This is a genomic window from Tenacibaculum lutimaris, assembly GCF_003610735.1.
Classification (GTDB): Bacteria; Bacteroidota; Bacteroidia; order Flavobacteriales; family Flavobacteriaceae; genus Polaribacter; species Polaribacter lutimaris.
Map to the genome: position 1 here is coordinate 340,936 of NZ_RAQM01000009.1, position 14,596 is coordinate 355,531.

The 14,596-nt window shown below is 30.4% G+C and carries 12 protein-coding genes; 8 read left to right on the forward strand and 4 right to left on the reverse strand.

What is annotated here, in order from left to right; translation table 11 throughout:
• Window positions 1-28: 28 nt before the first annotated feature.
• The 5 genes from C8N26_RS09885 (at window position 29) to C8N26_RS09905 (ending at window position 5,193) form a co-directional block, all read left to right on the forward strand.
• Window positions 29-1,957 carry a BatA domain-containing protein gene (locus C8N26_RS09885; protein ID WP_120187142.1) on the forward strand — a complete coding sequence of 643 codons (1,929 nt, stop codon included), beginning with the start codon at window positions 29-31 and terminating at the stop codon, window positions 1,955-1,957.
• A complete protein-coding gene (locus tag C8N26_RS09890) occupies window positions 1,954-3,213 on the forward strand; it encodes a dihydroorotase (RefSeq protein ID WP_120187143.1) in 1,260 nt (419 codons plus the stop codon). The genes C8N26_RS09885 and C8N26_RS09890 overlap by 4 nt, the downstream gene beginning before the upstream one ends.
• Before the next feature lie 4 nt (window positions 3,214-3,217).
• Entirely contained in the window at window positions 3,218-3,544 is a 327-nt protein-coding gene (locus tag C8N26_RS09895; protein WP_120187144.1) for a hypothetical protein, read from the forward strand.
• A 3-nt stretch (window positions 3,545-3,547) separates the two neighbouring features.
• Entirely contained in the window at window positions 3,548-4,186 is a 639-nt protein-coding gene (locus C8N26_RS09900; protein WP_120187145.1) for an alpha/beta hydrolase, read from the forward strand.
• 230 nt (window positions 4,187-4,416) lie between these two features.
• Complete coding sequence (locus tag C8N26_RS09905) at window positions 4,417-5,193, forward strand: sterol desaturase family protein (RefSeq protein WP_245962553.1); 777 nt, start codon at window positions 4,417-4,419, stop codon at window positions 5,191-5,193.
• Between the two features lie 33 nt (window positions 5,194-5,226).
• Here C8N26_RS09905 and bcp read toward each other — a convergent pair whose 3' ends face one another.
• Window positions 5,227-5,682 carry a thioredoxin-dependent thiol peroxidase gene (gene bcp, locus C8N26_RS09910; RefSeq protein ID WP_120187147.1) on the reverse strand — a complete coding sequence of 152 codons (456 nt, stop codon included), beginning with the start codon at window positions 5,680-5,682 and terminating at the stop codon, window positions 5,227-5,229.
• A 105-nt stretch (window positions 5,683-5,787) separates the two neighbouring features.
• Between bcp and C8N26_RS09915 the strand changes: the two genes are divergently transcribed.
• Window positions 5,788-6,444, forward strand: a complete 657-nt coding sequence (locus C8N26_RS09915) for an endonuclease III domain-containing protein (RefSeq protein WP_120187148.1) — start codon at window positions 5,788-5,790, stop codon at window positions 6,442-6,444.
• 239 nt (window positions 6,445-6,683) lie between these two features.
• On the opposite strand, the gene C8N26_RS09920 is transcribed toward C8N26_RS09915, so the two are convergent.
• Window positions 6,684-7,265, reverse strand: a complete 582-nt coding sequence (locus C8N26_RS09920) for an RNA polymerase sigma factor (protein ID WP_028890901.1) — start codon at window positions 7,263-7,265, stop codon at window positions 6,684-6,686.
• Window positions 7,266-7,497: 232 nt separating this feature from the next.
• On the opposite strand from C8N26_RS09920, the gene uvrA reads away from it, so the two are divergent.
• Both uvrA and C8N26_RS09930 read left to right on the forward strand, forming a co-directional pair.
• Entirely contained in the window at window positions 7,498-10,287 is a 2,790-nt protein-coding gene (gene uvrA, locus C8N26_RS09925) for an excinuclease ABC subunit UvrA (protein WP_120187215.1), read from the forward strand.
• Between the two features lie 11 nt (window positions 10,288-10,298).
• The gene (locus C8N26_RS09930; RefSeq protein ID WP_120187149.1) at window positions 10,299-11,228 is read left to right on the forward strand and encodes a hypothetical protein; all 930 of its coding nucleotides are present in this window, start codon (window positions 10,299-10,301) and stop codon (window positions 11,226-11,228) included.
• A 125-nt stretch (window positions 11,229-11,353) separates the two neighbouring features.
• Here C8N26_RS09930 and C8N26_RS09935 read toward each other — a convergent pair whose 3' ends face one another.
• Together C8N26_RS09935 and C8N26_RS09940 are read right to left on the reverse strand one after the other, a co-directional pair.
• Window positions 11,354-12,439, reverse strand: a complete 1,086-nt coding sequence (locus C8N26_RS09935) for an HmuY family protein (protein ID WP_120187150.1) — start codon at window positions 12,437-12,439, stop codon at window positions 11,354-11,356.
• An 11-nt stretch (window positions 12,440-12,450) separates the two neighbouring features.
• Window positions 12,451-14,586, reverse strand: a complete 2,136-nt coding sequence (locus C8N26_RS09940) for a TonB-dependent receptor plug domain-containing protein (RefSeq protein ID WP_120187151.1) — start codon at window positions 14,584-14,586, stop codon at window positions 12,451-12,453.
• Between the last annotated feature and the right edge of the window lie 10 nt (window positions 14,587-14,596).

Genomic DNA, 14,596 nt, shown 5'->3' on the forward strand with positions numbered 1-14,596 from the left:
GTATTTTTACAGTTAGTAAATTACAATTATGCAGTTTAAACATCCTGAGATTTTATATTTCTTAGCTTTTTTACTCATTCCTATTTTGGTACACCTGTTCCAACTACAGCGATTTGTAAAAGTTCCGTTTACCAATGTAGCTTTTTTACAAAAGTTAGTGTTACAAACACGTAAAAGTTCTCGTATAAAAAAATGGGTGATTTTAGCCACTCGCTTACTGTTACTTACTGCTCTAATTTTTGCCTTTGTTCAACCTTACTTTAGTAATCATAAATTAGATGAAGAGCAGCATTTCTTTATATATTTAGATAACTCTTTAAGTACTAATGCTGTTGGAGAAAAGGGTAATTTACTGCAAATCGCTACACAAGAAATTATTGAAAAGTTATCTGATAAAGCTAGCTATTCTTTAGCTACTCAAAATAACTTTTATAAAAATAAAACAGCTTCTGAGCTAAAAGACATTTTACTAAAAGTTACTAATACTGCTAAAAACACGAATTTAAAAGATGTACTGTTAAAGGCAGCTAATGAAAACACTTCAAGTAATACTAAAAACATCTTAATTTCTGACTTTCAAAATATTCAAAAAGAAGGTATTACCAATCTTCCTACGAATACTGCCTTGGTTAAAGTAAGTCCTGAACAAAAAAGTAATCTTTCTATTGATAGTGTTTTTGTAAACGATAATGGCTCTTCTAACTTTAATATTCATATCACTATTAGAAACCAAGGAGTACAAAAAAAAGACATTCCGATTGCTCTTTATAATGCCGATAAACTCATTAACAAACAAACTTTTTCAATAGAAGAAAACAACACAACACAAGTCACTTTTTCTATTGTAAAAGCACCTGTTTTTTTAGGGAAAATTGACCTTAATTTTAAAGACACTTATAGCTTTGACAATTCATTTTACTTTACTATCAACACCAACGAAAAAATTAATGTATTAAGCATAGGAGAATCGGCTGATTTTTTGAGTAGAATTTACACGAAAGAGGAATTTAACTTTACCTCTTCTTCGTTGCAAAATGTGAATTACAATGTAATCCCAAAGCAACATCTTGTAGTTTTAAATGAATTGGAAAACATTCCCCAAACACTTATCAACAGCTTAGAGTCTTATATGGAAAATGGAGGGAATATTATTATTATTCCGAGCCAAAACACGTCCATTAATTCATACAATAATTTATTCAACAAGTTGAATATTGGAAGTCTACTTTCTCAAAAAAATGATAGTTTAAAAATTACGGATATTAATTACAACCATCCGCTTCTAAAAAATGTTTTTGAGAAAAGAGTTACTAATTTTCAATATCCATTTGTAAAAACATCATTTAATTCAACACTTAAAAATGTTTCTAATCTTGTTTCTTTTGAAAACAAGCAGGGTTTTATTCAACAAGTACGTTTACCAAAAGCTTCTTTGTATTGGGTAGCGGCTCCTCTTCAAAAAGAAAACAGCAATTTTATCAATTCTCCACTGATTGTTCCTGTTTTTTATAACATTGGAAAACAAAGTTTACAACTTTCAGAACTGTATTACACTATTGATAAACAAAATACAATTGATATTGATAAACACTTAGGAAAAGACGAAATTTTATCGATCTATTCCGACACCGGTTCATTTATTCCGTTACAACAAACTTTTCAAAACAAAGTACGAATTACTACTAATGATCAACCTTTAATTGCAGGATTTTATCAAATTAAACAACAAAATAATCTGATAAAAAGTTGTGCTTTTAATTACTCTAAAAGTGAAAGCTCTTTAGACTTTTTAACACTTTCTGATATTAACAACACTACAATTTCTACCTCAGTTAAAGACACTTTAGAAAATATTAATAACGAAAATAAAATTCAATGGCTTTGGAAATGGTTTTTGGCACTAGCTATTGTATCTTTGCTGTTAGAAATTTTGATTTTAAAATTCTTTAAACCATGACAACGCTGCTTAAATCGGCAACAATTATAGATGCTTCTAGCCCTTACCACAAGCAAACCAAAGATATTTTAATAACTGACGGAATTATCACTAAAATTGATAATTCTATCCAACCAAAAGAAAACTATCAAGTTGTAGAACTCGATAATCTACATGTTTCAACCGGATGGTTTGATACTAGTGTGTCTTTTGGTGAACCTGGTTATGAAGAACGTGAAACTTTAAAACATGGTGTACAGGTAGCTGCTAAAAGTGGATTTACCGACGTAGCAATTAATCCGAACACCTATCCTATTGTTGACAATAAATCGGCTGTTGAGTTTTTAATTAATAAAGTAAACGGAGCTGCAACTAGCATTCATCCTATTGGAGCTTTAACACAGCAAAGTAAAGGTGTTGAAATGTCAGAAATGTATGACATGCAACAATCGGGTGCTATTGCTTTTGGAGATTACAATAAGCCTGTTAGCAATGACAACTTGTTAAAAATAGCATTACTCTACGCTCAAAACTTTGACGGATTAGTACTAAGCTTCCCTAAAAACAATTTAATTGCAGGTGAAGGGGTTGCTAATGAAGGTAAAAATAGTACTCTTTTAGGATTGAAAGGAATTCCTGCACTTGCAGAAGAAATTCAAATTGCTCGTGATTTATTTTTGTTAGAATACACTGGAGGAAAACTACATATACCTACAATTTCTACAGCTAAATCTGTTCAACTGATTAAAGACGCAAAAGAAAAAGGATTAGATGTAACATGTAGCGTTGCAGTTCATAATTTATTTTTAACAGACGATGAACTACATGATTTTGATGCAAATAAAAAAGTAAACCCTCCTCTACGTACAGAAAATGATAGAAAAGCTTTAATACAAGGACTAAAAGAAGGAGTTATTGATATAATTACTTCAGATCATAATCCTATTGACATTGAACATAAAAAAGTAGAGTATTCTACTGCAAAAGACGGAACTATTGGTTTAGAAAGTGCTTTCGGAGCATTAAATACCGTATTAGATATTGAAACAATTGTAAAATGTTTATCAGACAATCCTAGAAAGCGTTTTGGAGTTGATTCCGTTATCATTGAAGAGAATGAAAAAGCTACTTTATCTATCTTCAACCCTAATGGAGAATACACTTTTTCTGAAGAAAACATTATTTCTACCTCTAAAAACAGTGTATTTCTAGATAAAAAACTAGACGGAAAAGTATACGGTATTTACAATAATAGTCAACTAATTTTAAACTTATAAAATCATGGAAAATCTAACAGTAAACGAAGGTAAGACGGCAGCTATAATTAGCCACTTTACAGTTATAGGGCTTATTATTGCCTTTGTTTTAAACATGAACAAAAAAAATGCCTTTGCTAGTTTTTATATAAGACAAATGCTAGGGTTAAATTTATTATACATGGCAAATATATGGATTGTATACAGATACTTAGGGAATACAATAGGTTGGGCTGTAGGAGTATTGTTATTTGTACTTTGGATAATTAGCCTTTTAGCTGTTTTAAAGGGAGAAAAGAAGCTTGTACCAGTTGTTGGAGAGCAATTTCAAAACCTATTTAAAGGAATTTAATACATGAGTTTACAATACGTTGTAAGAGAACCTAAGGTCTCAATTGATAATCCACCTCTTTTAATTTTATTGCACGGATACGGAAGTAATGAAGAAGATTTGTTTTCGTTTGCAGAAGAATTACCTGAAGATTTATTAATAGTAAGTGCTAGAGCTCCACATGATATGGGATATGGTGGTTATGCTTGGTACGCTATTAACTTCGATGCTATTAACGGAAAATTCTCTGATTTAGCTCAAGCAAGTGAATCAATAGATAAAATTGCTATATTTATTGACGAAATCAAAGAAAAATATAATACCAACCCTGACAAAACCTTCTTATTAGGTTTTAGCCAAGGAGCCATTTTAAGTTATGCGCTAAGTTTTAAATACCCTAATAAGGTACAACATGTAGTTGCTTTAAGTGGTTATATTAATGAGGAACTATTACCTTCTGAGATACATAATATGATTAACACTGATTATTATATTTCTCACGGAACGGTTGACCAAGTACTTCCTGTAGATTGGGCTAGAAAAGCCCCTATTCTACTAGAAAACTTTAATTTAGAAAACGAATACTCTGAATATCCAGTCGGACATGGAGTTGCTCCTCAAAACTTTTATAGTTTCAAAAACTGGATTGAAAAAAGATTATAGTTTTAGCTGTTATAAAAATATAAGTTAACTGTTTTTTGCTATCTAACTCAATTAATATTAATAGCTTATTTAACCAAGATATACTATATTATTGGAGTACTCCATTTTTTATCTTGGTTATCTTTCTTGAAATGTTTTTTAGTTATCGAGCAAGAGTAAAAAACTACGAATTTAAAGACACAGCAACCAACCTTTATTTCGCCCTCATTAATTTTAGTTTAGACTTGTTAATGAAAGGAATTTCATTCTTTGTTCTTAGTTATTTTTATCAGAATAGAATTATTGATTGGGAAGGTAATCAATACTGGGCTTATTGGACTTTGGCTTTTTTAGGGCAAGATTTTCTATATTATCTTCAACACTATTTTGATCATAGCTCTCGTTTTTTTTGGGCAATCCATGTAACCCATCACAATTCAGAATACTACAATATTTCTACAGGCTTTAGATCGTCTGTTTTACAACCTTTATACAGATACATTTTCTTTATTCCTTTAGCTTTTCTTGGTATTGAAGCTCTCCATATCATATTTGCTTATGCTATGATTCAAAACTACGGAACTTTATGCCACACCAATTTTATTAATAATAAATTTTCTAAATGGTGGGGGATTCTTTTTGTTACTCCATCTCATCATAGAGTTCATCATGCTTCAAACATTAAATACCTTGACAAAAACATGGGTATGTTTTTAATTATTTGGGATAAGATATTTGGTACTTTCCAAGCTGAAGAAGATGAGGAAAATTATGAAAAATTAAAATATGGTCTTACAAAACCTTTAGAAGACAAAGGACCTATTAATATTATTTTTCATGAATGGAAAGAAATTTACAACGATTTTTTCCATCGAAAAAAATATCTTCCTTTACGTGTTCGTTTAAAATATGTGTTTATGCCTCCTGGTTGGAGTCATGATGGAAGTTCTAAAACAAGTAAAGAATTACAACGAGAGCTAAAAAACACAACTCAAGAAATTCGTTTAGAAAAAATAAAAGTCGAGTAAAATACTCGACTTTTATTTTGATATTTTTTTACACTATTTACTTAGTATTTGATTAGCGTGTTCCTTTGTTTTTACTTTTGTAATTACGTCTTCAATCACACCTTTCTCATCAATTACAAAGGTCGTACGATGAATTCCATCATACTCTCTTCCCATAAATTTTTTAGGTCCCCAAACTCCAAATGCATTAATTACTTCTTTATCTTCATCTGCTAACAAAGGAAAAGGCAATTCATTTTTGTCAATGAAATTTTGTTGACGTTTCGCTGAATCAGCACTTACTCCTAATACATCGTATCCTTTTGCTAAAAATGTTTGGTAATTATCTCGTAAATCACAAGCCTCTGCTGTACATCCTGGTGTACTAGCTTTTGGGTAAAAAAATAATACTAATTTTTTTCCTTTATAATCAGAAAGCTTTACTGCATTTCCTTTTTCATCTACCGATTCAAAATTTGGTGCGGTATCTCCTACTTTTAATGTTGTCATATTATTTCGTTTCAAAGTTACAATGTCAAAGTTACAAAGTTGATTTTGATTTTCCATAAACATACGTAGCTTCTTTGTACCTTTGAGTCATTCAAACTATATAAAATGACCAAAGCAGAAAAAGTTCAATTTGTTATAGATACATTAGAAGAATTATACCCTGAAACACCTATTCCTTTAGATCATAAAGATCCTTACACTTTATTAATCGCAGTACTAATGTCTGCTCAAAGTACTGATGCTCGTGTAAACACAATCACCCCTTTATTATTCGATAAGGCTGATAATCCTTATGATATGGTGAAACTTACTGTTGATGAAATTCGAGATATTATTAAGCCTGTTGGTTTATCTCCTATGAAATCTAAAGGAATTTATGGTTTATCTAAAATTTTGATTGAAAAACACAATGGTGAAGTTCCTATTGATATGGAAGCTTTGGAAGAATTACCTGCTGTGGGACACAAAACTGCTAGCGTTGTAATGGCACAAGCATTCGATATTCCAACTTTTCCTGTAGATACCCACATTCATAGATTAATGTATCGTTGGAATTTAACAAACGGAAAAAGTGTCACACAAACTGAAAAGGATGCTAAACGCTTATTTCCAAAAGAATTATGGAATAAATTACACTTACAAATTATTTATTACGGACGTGAATACTCTCCTGCTCGCGGTTGGAAATTAGAAAATGACATTATTACTAAAACTGTAGGTAGAAAGTCGGTAATAGACGATTATTATAAAAAACAAGCTTAAAAAAAGCCCCAACCTTGTTGAAGCTTTTTCCACTCTTAATTCAAATTCAATTCAATGAGATAGTTTGATTTCGTTTTAACTACTTTTAGCGATTTAGAAAAATTAATCAAATATTGAACTGTTTCTTGTTTTGGTTCCATAGTAAAGTCCGAAGACTTTTCTGAGTAAATTTGCATCATATAACCCCTTATTTATAACTTATAATCAATGAATTAACGATGCTTTTTTTCAAATATTGTTTAACTTGCTAAAATAATTTTATTTTTTTCAATTATTTTTCTCAAATTAATCAAAGCGTAACGCATTCTTCCTAATGCTGTATTAATGCTAACGCCCGTATTTTCTGATATTTCGTTAAAACTCATATCATTATAAATACGCATCTTTAAAACCTCTTTTTGTTCTTCTGGTAATTCTTCAACTAGCTCTTTTACGTCGTTTAAAATTTGCTCTTTAATAATTTTACTTTCTGCATTTAGCGCTCCATCACTTAAAACCGAAAAAATATCAAACTCCTCTGTGTTATTAAACGTTGGCATACGATTGTTCTTTCTAAAATAATCTATTATTAAATTATGAGCAATACGCATGACCCAAGGTAAAAACTTACCTTCTTCGTTATAATTTCCTTTTTTTAGCGTTCTTATTACCTTGATAAAGGTATCTTGAAAAATATCTTCTGTAGTATCTCGATCTTGTATTTTGCTATAAATAAAGCTATACAATCTCTGTTGGTGTCGTTTAATCAATAATTCAATGGCTAGTTCATTGCCGTTAATGTAGTTTTTCACTAAAACACTATCGTCGATTATGTCTTTCATAATAATTACTTTTTTGAAGAATAACTTACTAGTTATCTTCTTGTTAAGGGATATTAAGTTATAAAGTAATTATTATGCTATAGGCCTTTATTTATTGATTAATAATGAATTACAAATATTGAATTTTTTATTAATAAAAGCAAAAAAAACTCACAAAAAAGAGAAAAACACTATTGTAATCACGTTAAAATCACTTAAAAATTGGTATTTTTATCGCTTATTTTTTGAGCACATGAAGACTGACATTTCAACAGTAAATCCTAAAGAGAACATCATAATAAAAGGAGCTAAACTCCATAATTTAAAGAACATTGATGTGGTAATCCCTCGTAATAAGCTAGTAGTTATTACTGGACTTTCGGGGTCTGGAAAGTCTTCTTTAGCTTTTGATACTCTATATGCCGAAGGGCAACGACGTTATGTTGAAAGTTTAAGTTCGTATGCTCGTCAATTTTTAGGAAAATTACACAAACCAAAGGTTGATTATATAAAAGGAATTGCACCTGCCATTGCTATTGAACAAAAAGTAAACTCTACTAATCCGAGATCTACTGTTGGAACTTCTACCGAAATTTATGATTATATCAAATTATTGTATGCGCGTATTGGTAAAACCTTCTCTCCTATTTCTGGTGAAGAAGTAAAAAAACATACGGTTTCAGATGTTATCAATCATGTAAAAACATTTGAGGAACGAACCAAGCTTTTATTACTTGCTCCAATTACAATAAATGAACAGAGAGACATTAAAACCGTTTTACAAGTACTTACACAACAAGGGTATGCGCGTTTAAAATATAAGGATACGGTTTATAGAATTGATGAATTTCCTTCGGAAGATTTTAACGGTGATACTTTATTCTTAGTGATTGACAGGATTGTGGTTAAAAACGAAGAAGATTTTTATAATCGTTTGGGAGATGCTGTTCAAACTGCATTTTTTGAAGGAAAAGGAATCTGTTATATTGAAAATTTATCAGATGGAAATACTACTGAATTTAGCAACAAATTTGAAATAGATGGGATCTCTTTCTTAGAACCCAACACGCATTTATTCAGCTTTAACAATCCTTACGGAGCTTGCCCTACCTGTGAAGGCTACGGAAATGTGATAGGTATTGATGAAGATTTAGTAATTCCTAACACAGGATTATCTATTTATGAAGATGCTATTTTTCCGTTTAAAACGGATAGTTATAAGAAATATAAAAATGACTTAATTCTCCATGCTGAAGAATTTGAAATTTCTATTCACAAACCTTGGTTTGAACTTTCCGAAGAACATAAAAGTCTTATTTGGAACGGAACCAAGAAGTTTAAAGGAATTAATCATTTATTTAAAAAACTAGAGGAGAAAAGCTACAAAATTCAAAATCGTGTGATGCTTTCTCGTTATCGAGGAAAAACAAAATGTACGGAATGTGAAGGGAAACGTTTACGTAAAGAAGCCAATTATGTACAAGTATACGGTAAAACAATTTCTGAGTTAGTTACACTTCCGTTAGACGAGTTAGCTGTATTTTTCAATAGTATTCAATTAAATAAATACGAAGAAAAAATAGGTAAGCGTTTGCTTACTGAAATCAACAATCGTTTACAATTTTTAACCGATGTAGGTTTGAGTTACCTTACCTTAAACCGTACTTCGAACACACTATCAGGAGGAGAAAGTCAACGAATCAACTTAGCTACATCATTAGGTAGTTCGTTAGTAGGATCAATGTATATTTTAGATGAACCTAGTATAGGATTACATCCAAAAGATACCGAAAGATTAATTGGCGTATTAAAAAATTTACGCGATTTAGGAAATACTGTAATTGTGGTAGAACATGATGAAGATATCATGAAAGAAGCCGATTATATTATTGATATTGGTCCTGAAGCAGGTACCTATGGAGGAAGTGTAGTTGCAGAAGGCACTTTTGATGAAATCCTACAATCCGATTCGTTAACAGCTAAATATTTATCTGAAGAATTAAAAATTGAGGTTCCAACCAGTAGAAGAAATTCTAAGAATTTTATTGAAATTATTGGTGCTCGTGAAAATAACCTCAAAAATATTGATGTTGCTTTTCCCCTAAATAATTTAACCGTTATTACTGGAGTTTCGGGTAGTGGTAAGAGTACTTTAGTCAAGAAAATTTTATATCCTGCCATGCAAAAAAAGCTAATAGGATATGGCGATAAATTAGGGCAGCATACTGAGATTAAAGGAAGTTTTGACACCTTAAAACATGTAGAGTTTATTGATCAAAACCCTATTGGTCGTTCCTCTCGTTCTAATCCTGTGACCTATATCAAAGCTTATGATGATATTCGAAAGCTTTTATCTGATCAAAAATTATCCAAAATCAGAAATTATCAACCTAAACATTTTTCTTTTAATGTTGAAGGTGGTCGCTGTGAGGTTTGTAAAGGAGAAGGAGAAGTAACTATTGAAATGCAATTCATGGCCGATGTGCATTTAGAATGTGAAACATGTAACGGAAAACGCTTTAAAAAAGAAGTGCTAGAAGTAACTTTTGAGGGCAAAAACATTGACGATATTTTAAACATGACCATTGATGATGCCGTTGCTTTTTTCTCAGCTCATCAACAAACTAAAGTAGCTAAAAAGCTCAAACCTTTACAAGACGTTGGATTAGGCTATGTACAATTAGGACAATCATCTTCTACTTTATCTGGTGGTGAAGCACAACGTATAAAACTAGCTTCTTTCCTAGTAAAAGGAAACACCAAAGACAAAGCTTTATTCATTTTTGATGAGCCTACAACTGGACTGCATTTTCACGACATAAAAAAGTTATTAGCTTCTTTTAACGCTTTGATAGAAAGAGGACATTCAATTATTGTTATTGAACACAACATTGAATTGATTAAATGTGCTGATTATATTATAGATCTTGGCTTAGAAGGTGGTAAAAAAGGCGGGAATTTAATCTTTGCAGGTACTCCAGAAGAATTGGCAAAAAACAAAGAATCATATACTTCAAAATATTTAAAAGAAAAATTGTTTTAAACAGCTTAAAGATGAAAAGAAAATGTAGCGCTTGTGATAATAAAGAAAACTTAACTATATATCCTAACAAGTTATGTCAAAGATGTTTTAGTAAAAAAAAAGAGGATGAGCTTTTAATTAAGGGAATCAAACTCCCTATTTCTTCAAAACACTTAATTGACAACTATCTTGTTAGAGAAAAACCTATTCGTTTAATAGCTTTGGAAAACAATCTAAAACCTCATAAAATTTCTTCTATTCTAGACTATTATTTAATTCCAAAAAGAAACTTTGCTGACATCAATAAAAAGAGTATAAATGAAAACATTTTTCAGGACTTAAATACAGAAAGCGCCTATTTATTGGGGTATATTTTTACTGATGGTCATTTAGCATTAAATAAAAAGAAAAATCAATTTTTCCTCCACATATATAGTAAGTATAAATATCAACTTGAAAATGTAAAAGAAATATTTAAGTCTAACTCTAAAATTCAATATAGAAGACAAACCAATTATGGCGGAATAGTGCAAGGTGAAATTTACTGGATCTATATTGAAAACCAGAAAATCATAAAATCTCTTCTAGGGTTAGGTATGACTACAAATAAAAACACCTCCATAAAATTTCCCGAAATTCCTGAGCATTTAAAAAATCATTTTTTAAGAGGATGTTGGGCAGGAAGCGGTTGTGTAAGTTTATACAAAAACACAATTCTTTCTCAAATAACAATTGGATCCATAGACTTTATTGAGGAAATTGAACGTTATTTGAATTTAAATGGTCTTAAAAAAAGAAATATTTACTCAAATAAAAATTCCAAAAAAGACTCATATGTAATTAGGTACGCTACTAAGGATAGTGAAAAACTTTACAAGTTATTATATGGAAATAAAACACAACACACTACTTGTAAGAGACACGAAAAAAAATATGTAGAAAAATTTGGTCCCATAAAATAAAACTTAACATAATACTCTCTATTTTTTTTAATCTTGTTCATAAACAAGAAAAGCTATCTAACCTTTCAGTCAGATAGCTTTTCAAAACAAAAATTAACAAAATTTAATAAATAAAGAACTCTTAATTATTTTAATAAACTATACACAAACTCAGGATAACCTCGTTCTCCTGCCTCATTTGTCATTGCTAAAAACTTTAGCTTATATAAATTTCCATCAGTATCTTCCAATACATAAAAAACAGTTTCTTTAAGAGAAGGTAACGCTCCTGGTCCTCCTCCATTTCTCCAGCTACTACCAATACCACGTTGATCATTTTTAAAGCTGTCTAAATTTACATCTGATAATGAAAAAGTGTTGTATGTATAATCTTCTGTTTCTGTGTCAATCATATATACTTTTACACCGGACTTTAAATTGTTTACCACAAAATCTGAATAACCGTAGGCTCCATAACCTGGAATTTCATTCGTAAAAACTGTAAAGTTTAAATCCCACTCAGTTTTTTTAGGCTCAACATTTACAATATTTTCAGCATTGAAACTGAAAAAAGTAAAATTATAATCTTCTGTTTTGGTAATTACAACTTCATTATGTGTAGTTGCATCTAAATCTGCATATTGTAAAACATAAGTATCTCCATCTTTTAAAATTCGAACTTTTTTCCAGCCTCTAGAATCATCAGAGATATCTACTCCTCCTACGGCTGGTGTTTCTGTTCCTATTTCGTATCCTAAATTTATTAAGTACACTTTATTATCTTCATCATTATCTGATACTTCTGCTATTGCAGTAGTATTTATATCTCCGTTTGGTACATCTATATATGTTGAGCTTAAAGCATCAAAAGTACCTACAGCTACTTTAGGTTGTAAATCTTTCACTTCTTGGGTTGAAGAATTAACAGCATCTATATCAGTAGAAGACAACTGAGCAGCCGCCATATAAATAGCTCCATTTATAACAACTTTAAACTTATCTCCTGAATAAAAACCTAAATCCCATGAATCTCTTTTTACATTCGTTGTTGTATTTGTACTTAAATCTACATATACTTGATTAGGTTGATTAGCCCCTCCTATTTCTGGTGTTACAGTTGCCCCTTCTATTATTACTTTTATAGGTTCTGAGGGTAAATTATTATCACTAGAACAACTTGAAAGTAAGAAAGTTGCTACTAATAATGAAAATGATAAAATCTTGTTTGTCATGGTTATTAATTTTAAAAATTGATATTATATAATAGTTTTAAATAGTATGATCGTCCGTAACCCAACAAAAGAGCATTATTATTTGTTGAGTGTGCTCCACCAGTACTTGCATTACTTACATTTACATTCGTAACATCAAATAAATTTCTAGCACCTATAGTTGTTTCTAACTTGTTATTAAAAAACGATTTTTTAAGAGAAGCATCCAACCAATTGTAGGGCGCTATAGTAGATTTTGAGAAAATGGAATTCCCTTCATTATCTGTACCTGAAGCAACATAATTTTGTTGTTTTCCATTATGTTTTAATAAGACTGTGAATGCTGTTTGCCACTTTTCTATTTCATAAGTAGCACTTGTATTTAGCTGAAATGAGTATAAAAAATCATTTTTTGCATTCACTTCATAATTGGCTATTCTAGATATTCCTTGTAGAGTTGCACCTAAATTAATCACCCAATTGTTAGCTTTTATAGTATTAGTTGATGAAAGCCCCCACAACTTGTAAGCATCAATGTTTATGTATTGGTATTGTAACGGTGAAGAGTTTACAATTGCTAAATCTATTTTATCACTAACATCTATATAGTTGATTTTTATGTTATTTAGTAATGATATACTTGAGTTATCAAACCAACTTTTTTTCTTTAAACCCACTGAAACTGAATATCCATTTTCTGGATTTAAATTTTCATTTCCTCTTACATCATGGTTAGAATCTACAAAGTAGTAGTATAATTCTTCAAAGTTTGGAGTTCTGTATGAGGTTCCTACATTACCCCTAAGTTCAAAACCGTTTTTTAATAAATAGCGAAGACTTAATGAACCTAAAAGTTTAGAGTGAAAAAAAGAGTTATATTCAAATCGTAAACCTGGGCGAATCATAAAAGAATCTGAAAAATTAATTTCAGAAGAACCATGTAATGCATAATTATTTTGCTTTCGATTTTTATCTTGCTGTGTAACACTACCTGATGCTTGAGTATCAAAACCGCTTATGTATCGAGTTTCGTATCCTAGTTGAAAGTTATGACGATTACTTTTTATGAAGTTTGAAATAGTTCCTTTAGAAAAGAAGACTTCGCTTGACTGATAAATTTCGTCTACTTCATTTGTTTTGTCTCCGCTTAAAATATAGTAATTGAACTCGTTTAAATACCTATCTTGTGTTTGATAAGAAGCGAATATAGAGTATGAACTTCCTGATTTTAAATTACCATTCACATTTAGGTTGTTTACAAACCTATTCGTTTTAAAAATTCTATCTGTAGCAGATGGATTACTAGTTTGTGTATCGGTATTTATGTTAGCTCTTACACTTGGATTGTAATAATTTATATACTCGTTAAAATAATTAAATCGATAACTTAAGTTAAATCGCTCGTTTTTATAGTTAACAAATCCGTTTGTATTAATCTGTTCTTTGGGCAACCAACTATACCCTCTTAAACTATCGTTATTATAATAATCTCTTCCTTTTCTATTATCATAAAAACCAGCAAAATTATTTCTATTAAAGCTAATTCTACCCAACCATTTATCAGAAAAGTTATGCGCTACATTTACACTTTGAATATGTCTTCCTTTGTCAAAAAAGGCAAATTCATTACTAACTGTTTCTTCTTGTAACGATGTTTTTATACTCCATTTACTTCGAACGGATTTTTTAGTTATAATATTAATAACTCCTGATACTGAGTTTGCTCCGTATTCAACTCCCATAGCTCCTTCAACGATTTCAATTCGCTCAACATCATCTAAATTAACTTGAGTTAAATCAATGTTATTTCCCAGTCCATTATCACTTACTAAAGGAATATTATCAATCAGAATATTAAAGTATTGAGAATCTAAACCAAATAATGAAATTGTAGATTTCCCTGACTGAGCATTTGGCACAACTGTTAAGTTTAATTTAAAGTTTAACAGATCTGCCAAATTGTTGGCAGCTTGTTTATCTATTTGTTTTCTATCTATAACTGTTACATCATATACTGATTTCTTTATTGATTGAGGATTGTACTGACCTGTTATTACAACTTCTTCAAGTTTATTATAAAATAGACTGTCTTGCTTGCTCGCTTCTTGAGAGAAAACAACAAAACTTACGAGAAATAAAAACAGGAAACTAATCTTATTTAGAAACATTCTTAATAAT